The sequence below is a fragment of the Bradyrhizobium sp. USDA 3315 genome (assembly GCF_054056795.1).
On sequence record NZ_JBSRYP010000001.1, the window covers coordinates 4,093,080 to 4,108,002 of the forward strand.

Consider the following 14,923-nt stretch of genomic DNA (forward strand, 5'->3'; position numbering starts at 1 on the left):
GGGAAGCGGTGAAGTCGCCGCGTACTGCAGCACCCTTGCGTTGAAGTAGGGAACAGAAGCCCGCTTACACGTTCTTCGCGACTTTCCGTGTCCGCGTCGGACCGGCGCCGGCGATCGGCGGCTTGATATTCCACACCGCGCGCACGCTTGCGAAGGCGTGCGCGATCACCGGCTCCTGGCGGCGGGCGGCGAGGCTGGCGAAGGAGAGATCGCAGGTCAGCTTCACCTTGTCGGCGACCACGAACTGATGCGGCCGCGCCATCCGCGGCGCCAGCACGTTGTCGCGTGCGAGGCTGAGGCAGAGGCCGGATTCGACGAAGTCGATCATCGCCTCTTCCTGGTCGGTGTAGCCGATCCGCTTCGGCAATGCGCCGAGCGGGCGGAAGATGTCGTCGAGCAGCCGCCGGTGGCCGGAGTGCGCCGGTGTCGCGAGCCAGGGCAGTTCGGCAAGCTCGGCCCAGCCCTTGCCCATCACTCGGTCGCGCCAGGCGATCGGTGCGATCACCCGGTAGTCGTAGCAAAGCAGCGGGGCCAGCTGGTAGCGGCCGTCGACGATGGTCCGTTCGGTGAAGCTGTGATGGACGAGCTGGTCCTGAGGCGTGGCGTCGACATAGTAGCCGACGTCGAGTTCGCCGCGGCCGATCTGCGCCAGCACGTCGTCGCTCACGCCATGGCGCAGGAAGACTTCGGTGCGCTGAGAGGACATCGCAAGGCTGCGCACGAACGGTCCGAGCCGGGTGAATTCGGGGTCGAGGATGGTGCCGACGCGCAGCGTGCCGCGCTGTGCTTCGTTCAGCGAGTCCGCCATCGCCTTGAAATCGGAGGCGGCCGCGACCGCCCGGTGCGCCAGCGGCAGCAGCGCGGCGCCGGCCTCGGTCAGGGTGAATCCGGCAGGTGTGCGGTTGAACAGCTGCAGCCCGGTGCTTTCCTCGAGTGCCTTCAGCTGCAGGCTGACCGCGGGCTGGGTCAGTTTCAGCATCGCCGCTGCGCGCGATACCGTGCCCTCACGGGCAACCGTGATGAAGCAACGCAAGGCCTGGGTACGGGGAAGCTCGATCATCGCACGTGCTTATAGCACACTTTTTTTGCGCGCATCCGACCTGCGTCGTGCATTGTCATACGATTATAATACAACCAATGCGAGAAGTCAGGACGGCCGCCACGCGATCGTGCCTTCGGTGCGCGCGCGGACCTCGGGCGAAGCAAGGCAGGTCGCGACCGCTTCATAGCCCGCCGCGCCCGGGACGGGCGTAACGCAGATCGGCCGGCTGTGATTGGCGGGGCACAGGATGATCGCTTCATCGTCGCCGACCGCGTCGAGATCCAGGATCGCGTTGGAGCGAGTGAGGAAGAACAGCGGCCGGGCCTCGGGTCCGCGGCGGCGCAGATGCGCGATGACGGCTTCCTGGCTCGCCGCATCGAGCCCTTGCTCGAGCATGTCGATCACGAGGATCGCGTCGTCGCCGGCCTCGAGCGCCGCGAGCAGGGCGGTCAGCGCCGGCGAGTCCACGGCGCCGTCGGCCAGCAGGGTGGCAAGGCTCGCCGCGACCCTGGCGTCGTGCGCCGGATCGGCATCGAGGCGCGCCCGCACGGCCGCGCCGCCGTCGGCCGCGCGGTCCAGCCCGACGAAGCTGGCGCCGGGCACGGCTTCGGCGAGCCGTTGCGCAAGGCGCGTCTTGCCGCTGCCGAGCGGGCCGACGATGTAGTTCAGCCGTTTGATGTCGCGCAGCTCGAAGCGCTCGCCGCCCCACGGCCACGGCAGATCGAACGCGACGCCGATCGCCGGCCGCGTCCGGACCGCACCGATGATGTCACCGGTCGCGGGCATCCTGCCGCCGCCAAGGTCGGCGCGCAGGCGGCGCAGTTTGGCGATGCTGTCGCCGCATTGGCGGATGCGCGCTTCGAGCATGGCCTCGTGCGCGGCCAGCACGCGGCCAAGGATGACGGCGTCGCCGTTCAGGATGCGCGCGACTTCACCGATGCTGAGGCCGAGCGCGCGCAGCTCGACGATCTCGGCGCCGCGCGCCATCTCGGCCGGACCATAGGCGCGCCATCCCGCCGGCGTGCGGCCGGGCGCGATCAGGCCGCGCTCCTCGTACAGGCGCAACGCTTTCGCGGAGATGCCGAGCTGTCTTGCAGCTTCGGACGGGCTGAGGAAACGGGCGGCAGCAGCATTCATCGAATCACCTCGCGTCGTCTGACCGCGCCTCTATGGAGGCGGCCGCAGGGGCAAGGTCAAGCGGGGAGGACGGTGATTCCGTGTCCTGGGTGTGAGCAGTGAGCTGAGCACGCCGGTCAGGATCACCCGCATGCGCGCGGGTGATGACGCCGAACCAGCTGTTTGACGGTGGAATCGAGGACCATCCTCATCGTCGTCCTGGCTTAGTGCGCATTTGCGCACGGGGACCAGGACCCATTACCCCAAATCTCAATCGTTGCCCAACGCTGGAGCCGCGATCCCGTTCACAATCAAATGCGGTGGTTATGGGTCCTGGCTTTCGCCAGGACGACGATTGGGGAGATCGCACGCTCATGTCGCAAGAACGCGAATGCATGATTCACAAGTCGCGCAACAAATTCAGTGTCGTCCCTGCCTAGCACTACTTTGGCAGATTGTGTTTTCGCCGCTGTTTTTCACGGATCTGCTTTCGGCAATATGGGCACTGCTGAGACGGCGGCCGAAGGATGAGATCGACGATGGCGTGACGTACGGCTGGCATGGTTGGCTGAGGCGGAGGCCCGTTGATTCTTTTTTTTCCGCCCCGCGTATGCGAGGCGACGATGTTGCAGGAAGGCGTAGGCAATCATTGTCATCAAGGCGTGGCGATGAAGACCTTGCCATGATCGCCCTTCGAAGTGATCAAGTCCAAGTTCCTCCTTCAACTGCTGATGCGCCTGCTCACAAATCCACCGTGCCTTGATGGTGGCGGCCAGCGTGCGCAGATCCGTCGCCGCCGGAAGGTTGGCCAGATAGTATTTCTTCTCCCCGGACGCACGTTGCTCGCCAATGAGCCAGGCTTCGTCGCCTGGCAGATGCTGCTGACCTTTATCCCATATCCGCTGCGGAGGGCCGTCGGCGGTCCGGACACGGAGAGCAGCAAATTGGGCTTTCAGCCGACCTTTCGTCCCGCTACGCCAACTCACGGTTTTCCATTTGGCGCTGGCGAGCATTTGTTCTGCGGCAATCGATAAGATATCGGGCACGTGGTGCTTTCGTGGTTTTCCGCGGACTTTGGTAATCGGCCAAATGAGCTTCACATCGACCGGATACACTTTCTGGTGCCGAGGGATGCCGACAGCCCAGGTCAGCCCGCGCTCTGTTAGCCCTTGTCGAAACGGTGCGCTGAGGCCGTATCCTGCATCCGCCAGCACACATCCAAAGCGCACGTTGGCTGCCATCGCGCGGTCAATCTCGGCTAGAGCAATCTCGGGCTTGGACCGTGCCGTTCGATGTTCGACTGGCACGCGAGCGCGCTTCAAACGAGATATGTCGCTTGTCCAACTGTCAGGCAGAAAGAGACGTAACGCGACCATCACGGGCACTTCGCCGCGAGCAAGCGTCAAAGACACCAGCGTTTGGCAATTTGCCGTTTTACCGAGAGCCGACGCGTATTGAGCCGCAACACCGACCGAGCGCTCACCCTTCTTGGGAAGTGAGGTGTCATCAATAACCAGCACCGCATCCCTGCCGCCGACAAGTCGGTCCGCCTGGTTGAGCAGCTCTGTCTCCAGCGGCGTCGCGTCCCAGACACCGTCCGCAATGAAATGGTGCAACTGGTCGTAGTTGCTCGTGGCAAGGCGTTCCGCCATCGGCTGAACGCTCTTGCGATCGCCCGGACCGATCAATCCCGCAACATACAGAGGACACATCCGCTGCCGGGTCTTATGACCCAGCCGGTCCAAGAACGGCATCAGCCAGCGTTCGAGTTCGTCTTCCCATCCGGGCATGGTCAGCCCTCCCAGAGCCGACCACCCATGAATCATTGAAAAATTGATTCGGGAATCCTATAAAACGCGGCAAAATCAACAATCTGCCAAAGTAGTGCTAGTGCGCAGTTGCGCACGGGAGCAGGGACCCATAACCACAAATGTTGATTGTTATGCACCGCTGGAACGACGAGTCCCGTCAACAACATCTGCCGCGGAGTATGGGTCCCGGCCTGCGCCGGGACGACGGCGGTATGTGTCGCGAGCGCCTGCGCTCATCGCCCACCCTCACTCCAGATGGTTCACCTTCGCCACCCAGGCGCGGACGTCGGCGAGGACGGCGGGCAGCACGGCCTTGACCTCCTGCACGGTCATGCCGGGCTTGATGCGGGGGTCGTAGAGCAGGTTGAGCAGATATTGGTCGTAGACGTCGAAATAGCCCATCGAGACGTTGTCGTTGAACATGGTCCAGGGCACGGTGGCAGTGTCGTTGATCGGGCCGAGCGACTGCAACAGCTCCTCATAGGCGCAGTCAAGGAAGACGAAATCGCCGTTGTCGACGGTGAGGATCACGTCGGAATGCTCGATCTCGTAGTTCTCGTTCTTGCGGAAGCCGGACAGGCATTGCGGGTCGAGCGAGGAGCGGATCTCCCTGGCGCGCTCCTGGCCGTAGAAGGTCGCGATCGTGCGGTACAGCTCGCGGTCGCGCACCAGCTTGACCACGACATTGGCCGCTTCGTTGTTCTCGGCCATCGCGATGTCGAGATGCTGCACCTTGCTGCGGATGTCGGCGACGACCCTGGCGAGCTGGGCCTTGCGGTCGGCGCGGCTGCCGTCGGCGAACACGCGCACCGGACTGTCGTACTTGCGGATGCGGTCGACCCGCCCGGCGAGATGATATTCGGCGCCGAACGCGGTTTTCAGAAAGCCCTCGACGATCTCGGCGTCGGTGAAGACCTTCTTCTCGTTGCGCTGGCGCGCGGCGATCGCCGGTACCTCGGTGGCGGCCGCGGGCAGCGCGGCATCAGCGAGGCAAGCGGCGAGCGTTGCGGCGAGAAGGACGAGGATCGAAGGACGGTGCTGGGGCATTGTGACAACGCTGCCGCAAGGCTTGCGGCAGCGCAAGGAGGGATCAAGGCGGCGGGATCAGCGATCTTGCCGAATGGCGGCGCCTGGTTCCGTTGAAATCGACGCGATCAGTTGTTCTTCACCACCACGGTGGTGCCGACCGAGACCCGACCATAGAGATCGGTGACGTCGTCGTTGGTCATGCGGAAGCAGCCCGACGAGACGGCCTGGCCGATCGTCTCCGGCTCGTTCGAGCCGTGGATGCGGTAGAGCGTCGAGCCGAGATACATCGCGCGCGCGCCGAGCGGGTTCTCGATGCCGCCGTTCATGTGGCGCGGCAGGTCGGGGCGGCGGCGCAGCATCTGCGACGGCGGCGTCCACGACGGCCATTCCTTCTTTGCGGAGATGCGGTGGACACCGCTCCAGCGGAAGCCGTCGCGGCCGACGCCGATGCCGTAGCGCAGCGCCTGGCCGTTCGCCAGCACCAGATAGAGCCGGCGCTCGGCGGTGTTCACCACGACGGTGCCGGGGGCGTAGTTGGTCGGGTAGTTGACGGTGGTGCGCGGGATCGGGCTTGCGCCGCCGCCGCCGAAGAAGCTCGGGGCTTCGGACTGATAGCCGCGGGAGTCGAAGAACTGGGCGTTGGCCTGGCCGGCACCTGCCAGGATCGTGAGCGCGGCAAACATCAAGGCAATCGGGCGCATGGTCGTCGTCCTCGCGAACAATCAAATATGTAGTCAGAGAGGCCACAATTGCCGGCGTTTCGCAAGCGACGAAGCCGTGACCTCAGGCATTTTCGAACAACACGGTTTAAAAAGGCAACAGATCGGAAGCGATACCTGCATTGTCCGGCCAAGCCTTTGACGAAGCGGCTGAAGAATGGTTGATCTGGAGCGTTTTCGAGCGAAGTGGGTACCGGTTCGCGTCAAGAAAACGCGACCAAACAAAAGCTGGAGCGTTTTCAAGCGAAGTGGGCACCGGTTCGCGTGAAGAAAATGCGACCAAACAAAAGGATACGAGCATGATCCGATTCAATCGGATCGGATCATGCTCTGAGCGACCTCAAGAACATCTCGAAACGGGAGCGAGAGCATGAATGGTGCGGAAAGTCTGGTGCGGACATTGGTCGCAGGCGGCGTGGATGTCTGCTTTACCAATCCCGGCACCTCGGAGATGCATTTCGTCGCGGCGCTGGACAAGGTCCCGGGCATGCGCTGCGTGCTCGGTCTGTTCGAAGGCGTGGTGACCGGTGCGGCCGACGGTTATTTCCGCATGAAGGGAACGCCGGCCTCGACGCTGCTGCATCTCGGGCCCGGCCTCGCCAACGGCCTTGCCAATCTGCACAACGCCAAGAAGGCGCATTCCGGGATCGTCAACATCGTCGGTCAGCATGCCACCTACCACATCGGCTACAATGCGCCGCTGACGTCAGACATTGAGGGCTTGGCGCGGCCGATGTCGTCCTGGGTGCGCACCTCGCCGGATGCCAAGTCGGTTGCGGCCGACGGCGCGGCCGCGATCACCGCCGCCAGGAGCGCGCCGCCGCAGATCGCAACCCTGATCCTGCCGGCCGACACCGCCTGGAACGAAGCCGACGGCATCGCCGAGGTGCCCGTGGACACGCAGCGCCCGAGCTATTCGCCGCAGGCGGTCGACACCGCGGCGAAGATCCTGCACGGCGATGCCGCGCATACGCTGCTGCTCGTCACCGGCAGCGCGCTGACCGAGCACGGGCTGGCGCTCGCCGAGCGCATCGCCGGCAAGACCGGCTGCACGGTGATGGGCCAGACCTATCACCCGCGCATGGCGCGCGGCCGCGGCCGCTTCTCGATCAACCGCATTCCCTATGTGATCGAGCAGGCGTTGCCGATCCTGAAGAAATTCCGTCACATCGTGCTGGTCGAGGCCAACGATCCCGTGGCTTTCTTCGCCTATCCGAACAAGCCGAGCATGCTGAAGGCGGAAGGCTGCGAGGTGCATCGCATGACCGCCTGGGGCGAGAATTCGGTCGCGGCGCTCGAGGCGCTCGCGGGCGCGCTGCATGCGACCGCGCAGGACGTCAAGCCGCAGCAATTGCAGGAACTGGTCAAGCCGACCGGTGCGCTCGACCACGCCACGATCGCGCAGGCGATTGCGTGCGCGATCCCCGAGCACGCCATCATGGTCGATGAATCCGTCACCACGGGCCGCGGCTTCTTCCCGCCGACGGCGGCGGCCGCGCCGCATGACTGGCTGCAGAACATGGGCGGCTCGATCGGCTTCTCGACGCCGGTGGCAACCGGCGCGGCGGTCGCCTGTCCGGACCGCAAGGTGATCTGCATGGTCGGCGACGGCAGCGCGATGTACACGATCCAGTCGCTGTGGACCCAGGCGCGCGAAGGGCTCAACGTCGTGACCATTGTGTTCGCCAACCGCATCTATCAGATCCTGCGCGGCGAGTTCGACGGCGTCGGCGCCGGCGAGCCGGGCAAGCGGGCTCAGGACATGCTGAAGATCGACCGGCCGACGCTCGACTTCGTCGCGCTCGCCAGGGGCATGGGGGTACCGGGCAGGGCGGTGACGACGGCCGACGAGTTCAACAAGGCGCTCGCGGAAGCCGTCGCCGAACCGGGACCGCGGCTGATCGAAGTGCAGATGTAGGGGCGTAGCTGAAAGGCCGCGGCGGCGGCCCAGTCCAGTCGGAGGCGTCGATGCAGACCGAGCTGAACAAGGTGATCGCCGCCGTGGAGGAATTCTATGCGCAGGAGATGTTCCTGCTGGAGCGCGATCTTGGCGAGCGAACGCTCACTCACCGGCTGGCGGTCTATGTCGAGCGGCAATTTTCCGGCTGGCAGGTCGATTGCAACTACGACCGGCTCGGCGAGCGCACGCTGCGGCTGCCGCGCGGCTCGGGGAGCTCGACCGACGACCATCTCGGCAAGTCGATCTATCCCGATATCGTCGTGCATCAGCGCGACATCCCGAACAATCTCCTGGCCATCGAACTGCGCAAGGACAGCAATCACCAGCCGATCGAGCACGATCAGCGCAAGCTGCAGGCGCTGACCGATCCGAATGTCTGGTTTGCCTATGCGATGGGCGTGCTGGTGATCGTCGGACAAAGCGGGGTGAGCTTTACCGAGGTCTATGCCGGCGGAGCCATCGATAGCGCGACTTCGCTCTGGTTTGCCGAGCGGCTACGCGAGAGCGGGCTCGCGAACAGGCGCGACGATGGCGCTCCGCATTAAGTCTATCGGTGAATCTTTCCTCGCGTTTGCAGTGATAGCCCGTTTGGATCATGCGTCGCCCCTGCACGCGCGGCACAACAGAAGGTGCGGGAGGTGGAGCAATTCCTGGAGCTGGTGGTCAATTTTCAGAACGATCCGATGGCGGTGCGGATTATCAGCTCCGCAACTCTTTCGCTCCCCCTCCCGCACCTGAATTCGCTGGTCCAACGCTCGCTGGTCCAGCCTGCACTATTCTAACTTCCACTGCCCCAACTTTCCGCTGCCCGAGGTGGTCGGCGCACTCGATTGCGACGCGACGGGCCGAGGCAGCATCGGCACCGACACAGTAAAAAGGCCGCCTTCGGGCGGCCTTTTCCGTGATCGCCAAGTCCGCGATCGCCAGGTGGATCACCGAGCGATTGTTTCTGCTTATTGCTTGGTGGCATCGCTGCCGGTCGTGGCGGCACCGGTCTTGGCATCGGTCTTGGCACCAGTCTTGGCGCTCGATTTCTTGGCGGTCTTCTTCGCTTTCTTCGGCGCCTTGGCCGCCTCGCCCTTGGTCGCGGTGTCGCCGCTTTGCGCGGCGGGGGCCGGGCTGCCGCCTGCCTTGTCCTGCGCGAGCGCGGTGGACGAGACGAAGGCAAGGGCGGTGGCGGCGAGGATCAGTGTTCGCATCGAATATTCTCCCAAGTTGGTTTCCGGCGATCCTCAACGGGACAGAATGTCGCAGGGTTCCGCGGCGCCGATCAGCAGTCCGTGAGCTGTGCGTGAACGGCATGGCCGCCGCGAAGCCTGCGGAACCGGGAACCGGGCGCCGCGTTATCTGGCCGGGCAGGAGTTCCGAGGAGAGACGCCATGCGCTGGCGGTCAATGACGGAAACCACCAATACGGTGCTCGACACCGCCCCCGAGGACAGCTTCTACGCGGTGGGCTGGACCATCAGCGGCGTGGCGACATTGGCCACCATCGTCGCGATCTGGATGTTCGGGATCTGAGGGCGAACGATCCGCGCGGGCAACCGGCTCGGCACCGCCGGCTGCCGGTTGCGGCCTGCGCCGTCCGCTACTTCCGCAGAATTGCCAGCGCTTCCCGATAGAGCTGCGAGAAGCAGACCAAGAGCGCGCTCGACAGCAGGAACATCGCCAGGCTGTCGTAGTCGCCGGGCGTCGGCCAGGAAAACTCGAAATAGGGCGGCATGAACGCCCACCAGACGATCGGAACCGTGATGATCGTGGCAAAGGCGCCGGCGGGTGCGCCGCCCATCAGGCCGGCGATCAGGATCGCCGGCACGAAGCCCGCGAAATAGAACTGCATGCCGAAGCTCGCGAACATCTCCTGCGTCGCGGTGGCCAGCACCACCGCAAGCAGGGCGACGACGAATGTCGACAACGACCAAGGCCGCAGCTTCAAAATGTAGTCGTTGCCCTTGCGCATCCAGACTCCCGGCCCCCGCGAGTTCCGGGAAGGTAGCCGAGGAGGCCTGCAAACAAAACCCCGTACGATTCCGAGGGGCAGGGTTGTGCTCGATACAGTGAAAAGGAACCGGCCCGGTCAAGCCGCCGCCGCATTGTCGCGCATATTGCATTGCGGCACGGTGATTGGGGGCAACACGATGCTCGAGCTTCTGATTGTCGCTATCGTCGCCGGGATCGGTTTCATCTCGGGGTACGGCGCACGCGAGCTGATCTCGCGCCGGCGGCGGCGATCCGCCCCGCGCGCTCACGTTCGTGCGCCGCAGGTTCGCGCCGCGAATGACGACAGCTCCGCCTCCGGCTGGTATCGGCGGACCGGCACGCAGGGCGCCGGTCACGCCATCCCGCCACCCGACGAACTCGACGGCGCCGTTCGCGACCTGCTCGGCGAACTCAGCCGGCGCAACGCCAACCCGTCACTCGCCCCGCACCGTCGCCGGCAGTGAGCTGGAAAGGCCGGGTCGCCGCCGCTAACGCGTCGGCTACTTTGCATGGGGTTGTTTTCGACATTTTTGTGAGGCGGTCCCGGAGGACAGCAGAATGTCGACAATCGTTCGCACCTGGCAGAGTTCAGGAGGCAGGATGGTGGACGCACAAGGGATCGAACCTTGGACCTCTCCCGTGTGAAGGGAACGCTCTCCCGCTGAGCTATGCGTCCGGGATGTGACGTGCCAAAGGCCGCTGCCGGCCGGTCGAAAATGGGCGCTTCGTCAGAGCGTGCGATTTACGAAGTGCCGGGTAGGGGTGTCAAGCCAAACCCTGCGGGAATCACGCCCCTTGCTGGCGGGCGCGGGAGGCGTGTGACTGCAGCGCCCGGATGCGCTCGGCGAGCGTGCCGCCGCCCTCGGGCATCCCGCTGCCCGGCGAGACGCCGTTGGCGGGCTTGGCCGCCGCCTTGGCCGGCACCGTCGGCTCCGCCGCCAGCATGGCCTCGATCGCCGAGTTGGGGCCCTCGAGCTGGATCGCGAGCTTGGCCACCTCGGCGGCGATGTCGTTGATGCGCTCGCGCAGCAGCGCATTCTCCATCCGCTCGGTCGCCCAGGAGCTCTCGGCCTGCTGCTGGATCGCGTTGATGTCGCGCTGCAGCTTGCCGCGCTCGTCGCTGACGGTGCGCAGCTGCTCCTCGACTTGAGCCTTCTCCTGGCGCAGCTTGTCGAGCGCGGAGGATTTGCCGCCGCCCACTGCTGCGATCTCTTCGCGCAGCTCCTGCACCGTCCGCTCGGCGGCGGCGTTGGCCTGCTTCAACTGGCCGTTCTCGAATTCGCGCTCGGCAAGCAGCTTGCCCTGGGTCGCAAGCCGCGTTTCGAGGTCGTTGACCCGGTTGCCGAGCATCTCGGCTTCCTTGACCTGGGCGACGAGCTGGCGGTCGAGATCGGTGACGCGTTGGCTCAGATTCTCGACCCGGCCGCGTGCGTCGGTGAGATCGCGCGTCGCGGTTTCCGACTGGTTGCGCTCCTGGGCGAGGCGGGCTTCGGTTGCCGCGAATTCCCTGGCGGCATCGCCGACCCGGTTCTTCAGCTCCTCGACCTGGGTCCGCACCGCGACCAGTTCGACCTGGCGGCTGTCGGCGGTCATCGCGCGGTCGTTGAGCTCGGCGTTGATCTTGCCAAGCTCGCCCTGCTTGTCGGTCAGCGCCTGCTCGGCGTTGCGCAACAGCTCGGTCTTGGCTGAGAATTCTTCCTCGGTGGCGCGAAGCTGATCCTTCATCGCCTTTTCACGCGCTTCCAGCGCGAAGATCGCGGCGTTCTTCTCGCCGAGCTCGATCTTCATGCGGTTGATCGCATCGGTCTTCTTGCCGAGCTCGGCGAGCTGGCTCGTGGTCTTGCTCTTGAGCTGGTCGACGCTCATCTCGAGCCGGCGGGCCGACATGGCGAATTCGGCGCGGAGCTGGTCCTTGTCGGCCTGGATCTCGGCCATCGACAGCGGGGTGGCCGCCTCCATGCGGCGCGTGGTCAGCCGCACCGCCCGGTTGTGCACCAGCGGAACGATCATCAGGCCGCACAGCATCGAGATCAGGAAACCGATCGCCGCGTACATGATCGGCTCGATCATGAAGGGTCACTCCAAGAAAAGAAGGAATTTGTTAATCACAATGCCACGGCGGGCCGGCCAAAGGCCAGCCCGATTGCCGCGTTAACCTGAATTGCTAACCGTGCCGGAGCGCCGGCCTCATCGCCCGATCAGGGCTGCGACCTCGTGCTTCGTTCCGATTGAATCGGAACGAGGCTCTGGATTCTGTCCTGACGCGTTTTCTTGATGCGAACCGGCGTCCGCTCGGCTGGAAACGCCCTAGAACGGGTTCCAGGTCGCGCGCGGGGTGAATTTGAGATAGCCGACGCTGGCGCCGAGCCGCAAGCCGATGCCCGAGCGAATCGGGACCAGCACGATGTTGTTGGCGGTCAGCGCCGTCATGCCGAAGCCGCCGACGATATAGGCCGAGCCGTCGATGCCGACGAAGCGCTGATAGATCGCCTGGGTCGAAGGCAGGTTGTAGACCAGCGTCATGGTCCTCGCGCCGTCGCCGCCCCAGTCGAAGCCGACCGAGGGACCCTGCCAGTAGACCCTGAGGTCGCCGGCGTTCTTGGTGTAGAGCGTGCCTTCGCCATAGCGCAGCCCGGCCACGAAGGCGCCGGAGCCTTCCTCGCCGAGCACATAACCATTGGGCAGGCCCCACTGGCTGACGGCGCGCTCGATGACCGAGGCGAGTCCGCGCGAGACATTGCCGAAGAACTTGTGTCCGGCATTGACCAATTCGTCGGGCCCGTAAGTATACGGGGTCGGCTCACGCTGTGGCGGCGGATATTGCGGTGGCGGGCCCTGCTGCGCGGACGCCCCTGCGCTCCAGCACATCAGCGCGGCAAACGCGACCGCGGCAAGGCGTGATGCGAAAGTCATTAAGAACCCCTGCTATCGAAATCCGGGCGCTGCCCTTTAACCTGATGCCAACAGGCACGGCTCTAGGTTGCGCCCGGTGTCCCCTCGACTCGGATGTTATCGGTATCAACTATGACGGCACAACGGCAGGAAAGATATGGATCGTGCCGGGGGATGGCGTTTTTCGGCCTGTTGGCGGGCATTTTGGCGGCCATCTGGCCGTCCTTGCCTGTTCAGGCCACCACAACCGAGCGCGTGGTGACGAACCGCTACTCCGGATTGGCGATCGAGGGATTCGATCCCGTCGCCTATTTCACCGACGCCGCCGCCACCCAGGGGCGGCCGGAATTCGAGGCCGCGGAGAACGGCGTGGTCTGGCGTTTCCGCAACGAGGGCAACCGCGCTTCGTTCGTGGCGCATCCCGAAATCTATGGCCCGCAATTCGGCGGTTACGATCCGACCGATCTGGTGCGGGGCGTCACCTGCGCGGGCAATCCGCGATTCTGGGCCGTCGTCGGGAACAGGCTTTACCTGTTCAACCGGGAACGCAGCCGTGACGTGTTCGCCGCCGATCCCGCGCGCTTTTTGAAGGAAGCCGCGGCGCGTTGGCCGGAGCTGGAAGACAATCTCGCGCAGTGATCACGGCGCCGCGGCCGGATCGCCCCAGGCAATGAATTCCGGCACCAGGAAGTCTTCGCGGCCGAGCCCGAAATGCAACGGGCTGCCGTTCGAATCGGTGACCTTGCCGCCGGCCGCTACGACGACCGCGTGACCTGCCGCAACATCCCACTCCGATGTCGGCGACAGGCGGGGATAGATATCGACTTCGCCCTCGGCGACGCGGCCGAATTTGACCGCCGAGCCCAGCACGGCGCGGACCGCGTTGCCGCGCGCGTCGATGAAGGCTTCGGTGCGCGCATCGCCATGCGAGCGGCTCACTGCCACCGTCCATGGCGCGCCGCGCGGCGGGCAGGGACGGGTCTTGATCGGCACCGCCTGCGAAACCGCGCCGCCCTGCAGCGTCAGTCGCTCCGCGCCCTTGCCGACGATGCCGCGCCAGATCAGCCCGAGCGCCGGTGCGCCGACGATGCCGAGCAGCGGCACGCCTTGCGTGACCAGCGCCACATTGACGGTGAATTCATTGCGGCCGGCAACGAACTCCTTGGTGCCGTCGAGCGGATCGATCAGGAAGAAACTGTCTTTATAGGGCGGCGTCGCCAGATGGACGCGCTCCTCGGACAGCAACGACACCTGCGGCGCGAGCCGCGTCAGCCCTTCGACGATGATGTGGTCGGCGGCGAGATCGGCCTCGGTGACCGGCGACCCATCGTCCTTGCCGGCAACATTCATCGTCGAACGATTGACCGCAAGAATCGCGTCGCCGGCGCGGATCACCAGTTCGGTCAGTGATTCGAGCAGCGTCGCGGCGGCCTCGCAGCCGATCAGGGACGGCTTTGCCTTATTCATGTGCGGGTCTCATGTCAGCGGGTCGCATATCCTGTTTGTGTTCCCTGAGATCATGATGCGATGACGGAGCATCGCATCATGATCTCATCTCCTTGTTTGAGCATGATCTTTTCGGAAAACCGGTTTCCACTTTTCCGGATCATGCTTTATCAGTCCCGCCGCAAGCTGGCAGCATCCGTCTGCGCGGTGTATCAAGCCGACAGGCATGCGTGATTCGCACTCCTCGGTCGGCGTGCGGCTTTCCAGGAAACAATTGATGTCTGGCACTTCGTCTCCCGGTCCCGCTCCCGACGCGCTCGAACTCGCGGCGCTCTTGTGCTCGCGGGTCTGTCACGATCTCATCAGTCCGGTCGGCGCGATCGTCAATGGGCTTGAGGTCCTTGACGACAATCCCAAGCCCGAAGACCGCGACTTCGCGCTCGATCTGATTCGCAAGAGCGCCAAGACCGCTTCGGCGCGGTTGCAGTTCTGCCGGCTGGCGTTCGGCGCGGCCGGTTCCTCCGGCGCGCAGATCGATCTCGGCGATGCCCAGAACATGGCGAAGGGGCATATCGAGGACGGCAAGGTGACGCTGACCTGGAATTTGCCGCGGCTGCTCCTGCCCAAGAACCGGGTCAAGCTGCTCTTGAACATGCTGGTCATCGCGCAGCAGACCATTCCGCGCGGCGGCACGCTCACCATCGACCCGGTCGGCGAGGGTGAGACCATGAGCTTCCGCATCACGGCCGCGGGCCTCAATGCGCGCGTGCCGCAGAACATCGTCGATCTTCTGAATGCGACCTCGCCGAACACGGTCGATGCGCATGCGGTGCAACCGCACTACACCCGCCTGCTGGCGGAAGCCTGCGGGCTAAAGGTGACGCTCGCGCTCGACGGAGACAAGGTTATCATTGCCGCGTCCTGACCGC

At 64.8% G+C, this 14,923-nt stretch carries 16 protein-coding genes and 1 tRNA gene; 6 read left to right on the forward strand and 11 right to left on the reverse strand.

From position 1 onward, the window contains the following. Positions 1-64: 64 nt before the first annotated feature. The 5 genes from ACVIYL_RS18815 to ACVIYL_RS18835 all read right to left on the reverse strand — a co-directional run bounded on the left by ACVIYL_RS18815 (position 65) and on the right by ACVIYL_RS18835 (position 5,699). Complete coding sequence (locus ACVIYL_RS18815; protein WP_456779432.1) at positions 65-1,060, reverse strand: LysR family transcriptional regulator; 996 nt, start codon at positions 1,058-1,060, stop codon at positions 65-67. An 87-nt stretch (positions 1,061-1,147) separates the two neighbouring features. Further along, complete coding sequence (locus ACVIYL_RS18820) at positions 1,148-2,179, reverse strand: MerR family transcriptional regulator (RefSeq protein WP_256558659.1); 1,032 nt, start codon at positions 2,177-2,179, stop codon at positions 1,148-1,150. A gap of 455 nt (positions 2,180-2,634) precedes the next feature. Next, positions 2,635-3,984: an IS701 family transposase gene (locus tag ACVIYL_RS18825; protein ID WP_253605578.1), complete on the reverse strand. Its 1,350-nt coding sequence runs from the start codon at positions 3,982-3,984 to the stop codon at positions 2,635-2,637. 231 nt (positions 3,985-4,215) lie between these two features. Continuing rightward, positions 4,216-5,016: a DUF2927 domain-containing protein gene (locus tag ACVIYL_RS18830; protein ID WP_456779433.1), complete on the reverse strand. Its 801-nt coding sequence runs from the start codon at positions 5,014-5,016 to the stop codon at positions 4,216-4,218. Between the two features lie 107 nt (positions 5,017-5,123). Continuing rightward, positions 5,124-5,699 (reverse strand): L,D-transpeptidase, encoded by a 576-nt coding sequence (locus ACVIYL_RS18835; protein WP_310880174.1) that lies wholly within the window; start codon positions 5,697-5,699, stop codon positions 5,124-5,126. A gap of 388 nt (positions 5,700-6,087) precedes the next feature. On the opposite strand from ACVIYL_RS18835, the gene ACVIYL_RS18840 reads away from it, so the two are divergent. After that, positions 6,088-7,635, forward strand: a complete 1,548-nt coding sequence (locus ACVIYL_RS18840) for an acetolactate synthase large subunit (protein WP_456779434.1) — start codon at positions 6,088-6,090, stop codon at positions 7,633-7,635. Positions 7,636-7,685: 50 nt separating this feature from the next. Continuing rightward, a complete protein-coding gene (locus ACVIYL_RS18845) occupies positions 7,686-8,222 on the forward strand; it encodes a hypothetical protein (RefSeq protein WP_168858521.1) in 537 nt (178 codons plus the stop codon). Between the two features lie 408 nt (positions 8,223-8,630). Here ACVIYL_RS18845 and ACVIYL_RS18850 read toward each other — a convergent pair whose 3' ends face one another. Continuing rightward, the gene (locus ACVIYL_RS18850; protein WP_456779435.1) at positions 8,631-8,876 is read right to left on the reverse strand and encodes a hypothetical protein; all 246 of its coding nucleotides are present in this window, start codon (positions 8,874-8,876) and stop codon (positions 8,631-8,633) included. Between the two features lie 180 nt (positions 8,877-9,056). Here ACVIYL_RS18850 and ACVIYL_RS18855 point away from each other — a divergent pair, with 180 nt between their 5' ends. After that, positions 9,057-9,197 (forward strand): hypothetical protein, encoded by a 141-nt coding sequence (locus ACVIYL_RS18855; RefSeq protein WP_016843686.1) that lies wholly within the window; start codon positions 9,057-9,059, stop codon positions 9,195-9,197. Between the two features lie 67 nt (positions 9,198-9,264). Here the strand turns inward: ACVIYL_RS18855 and ACVIYL_RS18860 are convergent, their stop codons facing one another. Further along, positions 9,265-9,636, reverse strand: coding sequence for a DUF4118 domain-containing protein (locus ACVIYL_RS18860; protein ID WP_456779436.1), 372 nt, complete (start codon positions 9,634-9,636; stop codon positions 9,265-9,267). Between the two features lie 178 nt (positions 9,637-9,814). On the opposite strand from ACVIYL_RS18860, the gene ACVIYL_RS18865 reads away from it, so the two are divergent. Beyond that, positions 9,815-10,120, forward strand: coding sequence for a hypothetical protein (locus tag ACVIYL_RS18865; protein ID WP_456779437.1), 306 nt, complete (start codon positions 9,815-9,817; stop codon positions 10,118-10,120). A 137-nt stretch (positions 10,121-10,257) separates the two neighbouring features. Here ACVIYL_RS18865 and ACVIYL_RS18870 read toward each other — a convergent pair. From ACVIYL_RS18870 to ACVIYL_RS18880, 3 genes are all read right to left on the reverse strand, one after another. Next, positions 10,258-10,332: transfer RNA gene (locus ACVIYL_RS18870), tRNA-Val, on the reverse strand. Positions 10,333-10,442: 110 nt separating this feature from the next. Beyond that, positions 10,443-11,726 carry a hypothetical protein gene (locus tag ACVIYL_RS18875; protein ID WP_456779438.1) on the reverse strand — a complete coding sequence of 428 codons (1,284 nt, stop codon included), beginning with the start codon at positions 11,724-11,726 and terminating at the stop codon, positions 10,443-10,445. Positions 11,727-11,963: 237 nt separating this feature from the next. Beyond that, positions 11,964-12,569 (reverse strand): DUF1134 domain-containing protein, encoded by a 606-nt coding sequence (locus ACVIYL_RS18880; protein WP_016843676.1) that lies wholly within the window; start codon positions 12,567-12,569, stop codon positions 11,964-11,966. A 153-nt stretch (positions 12,570-12,722) separates the two neighbouring features. Here ACVIYL_RS18880 and ACVIYL_RS18885 point away from each other — a divergent pair, with 153 nt between their 5' ends. Continuing rightward, positions 12,723-13,187, forward strand: coding sequence for a YHS domain-containing (seleno)protein (locus tag ACVIYL_RS18885; protein WP_057019309.1), 465 nt, complete (start codon positions 12,723-12,725; stop codon positions 13,185-13,187). On the opposite strand, the gene cysQ is transcribed toward ACVIYL_RS18885, so the two are convergent. After that, complete coding sequence (gene cysQ / locus ACVIYL_RS18890; RefSeq protein ID WP_456779439.1) at positions 13,188-14,015, reverse strand: 3'(2'),5'-bisphosphate nucleotidase CysQ; 828 nt, start codon at positions 14,013-14,015, stop codon at positions 13,188-13,190. A 256-nt stretch (positions 14,016-14,271) separates the two neighbouring features. Here cysQ and chpT point away from each other — a divergent pair, with 256 nt between their 5' ends. Further along, positions 14,272-14,919 carry a histidine phosphotransferase ChpT gene (gene chpT / locus ACVIYL_RS18895; protein ID WP_456779440.1) on the forward strand — a complete coding sequence of 216 codons (648 nt, stop codon included), beginning with the start codon at positions 14,272-14,274 and terminating at the stop codon, positions 14,917-14,919. Positions 14,920-14,923: the final 4 nt, after the last annotated feature.

Coding starts and splice junctions, on each gene's coding strand:
- ACVIYL_RS18815 (WP_456779432.1), bottom strand. CDS start 1,060: ATGATCGAGCTTCCCCGTACCCAGGCCTTGCGTTGCTTCATCACGGTT.
- ACVIYL_RS18820 (WP_256558659.1), bottom strand. CDS start 2,179: ATGAATGCTGCTGCCGCCCGTTTCCTCAGCCCGTCCGAAGCTGCAAGA.
- ACVIYL_RS18825 (WP_253605578.1), bottom strand. CDS start 3,984: ATGATTCATGGGTGGTCGGCTCTGGGAGGGCTGACCATGCCCGGATGG.
- ACVIYL_RS18830 (WP_456779433.1), bottom strand. CDS start 5,016: ATGCCCCAGCACCGTCCTTCGATCCTCGTCCTTCTCGCCGCAACGCTC.
- ACVIYL_RS18835 (WP_310880174.1), bottom strand. CDS start 5,699: ATGCGCCCGATTGCCTTGATGTTTGCCGCGCTCACGATCCTGGCAGGT.
- ACVIYL_RS18840 (WP_456779434.1), top strand. CDS start 6,088: ATGAATGGTGCGGAAAGTCTGGTGCGGACATTGGTCGCAGGCGGCGTG.
- ACVIYL_RS18845 (WP_168858521.1), top strand. CDS start 7,686: ATGCAGACCGAGCTGAACAAGGTGATCGCCGCCGTGGAGGAATTCTAT.
- ACVIYL_RS18850 (WP_456779435.1), bottom strand. CDS start 8,876: ATGCGAACACTGATCCTCGCCGCCACCGCCCTTGCCTTCGTCTCGTCC.
- ACVIYL_RS18855 (WP_016843686.1), top strand. CDS start 9,057: ATGCGCTGGCGGTCAATGACGGAAACCACCAATACGGTGCTCGACACC.
- ACVIYL_RS18860 (WP_456779436.1), bottom strand. CDS start 9,636: ATGCGCAAGGGCAACGACTACATTTTGAAGCTGCGGCCTTGGTCGTTG.
- ACVIYL_RS18865 (WP_456779437.1), top strand. CDS start 9,815: ATGCTCGAGCTTCTGATTGTCGCTATCGTCGCCGGGATCGGTTTCATC.
- ACVIYL_RS18875 (WP_456779438.1), bottom strand. CDS start 11,726: ATGATCGAGCCGATCATGTACGCGGCGATCGGTTTCCTGATCTCGATG.
- ACVIYL_RS18880 (WP_016843676.1), bottom strand. CDS start 12,569: ATGACTTTCGCATCACGCCTTGCCGCGGTCGCGTTTGCCGCGCTGATG.
- ACVIYL_RS18885 (WP_057019309.1), top strand. CDS start 12,723: ATGGCGTTTTTCGGCCTGTTGGCGGGCATTTTGGCGGCCATCTGGCCG.
- cysQ (WP_456779439.1), bottom strand. CDS start 14,015: ATGAATAAGGCAAAGCCGTCCCTGATCGGCTGCGAGGCCGCCGCGACG.
- chpT (WP_456779440.1), top strand. CDS start 14,272: ATGTCTGGCACTTCGTCTCCCGGTCCCGCTCCCGACGCGCTCGAACTC.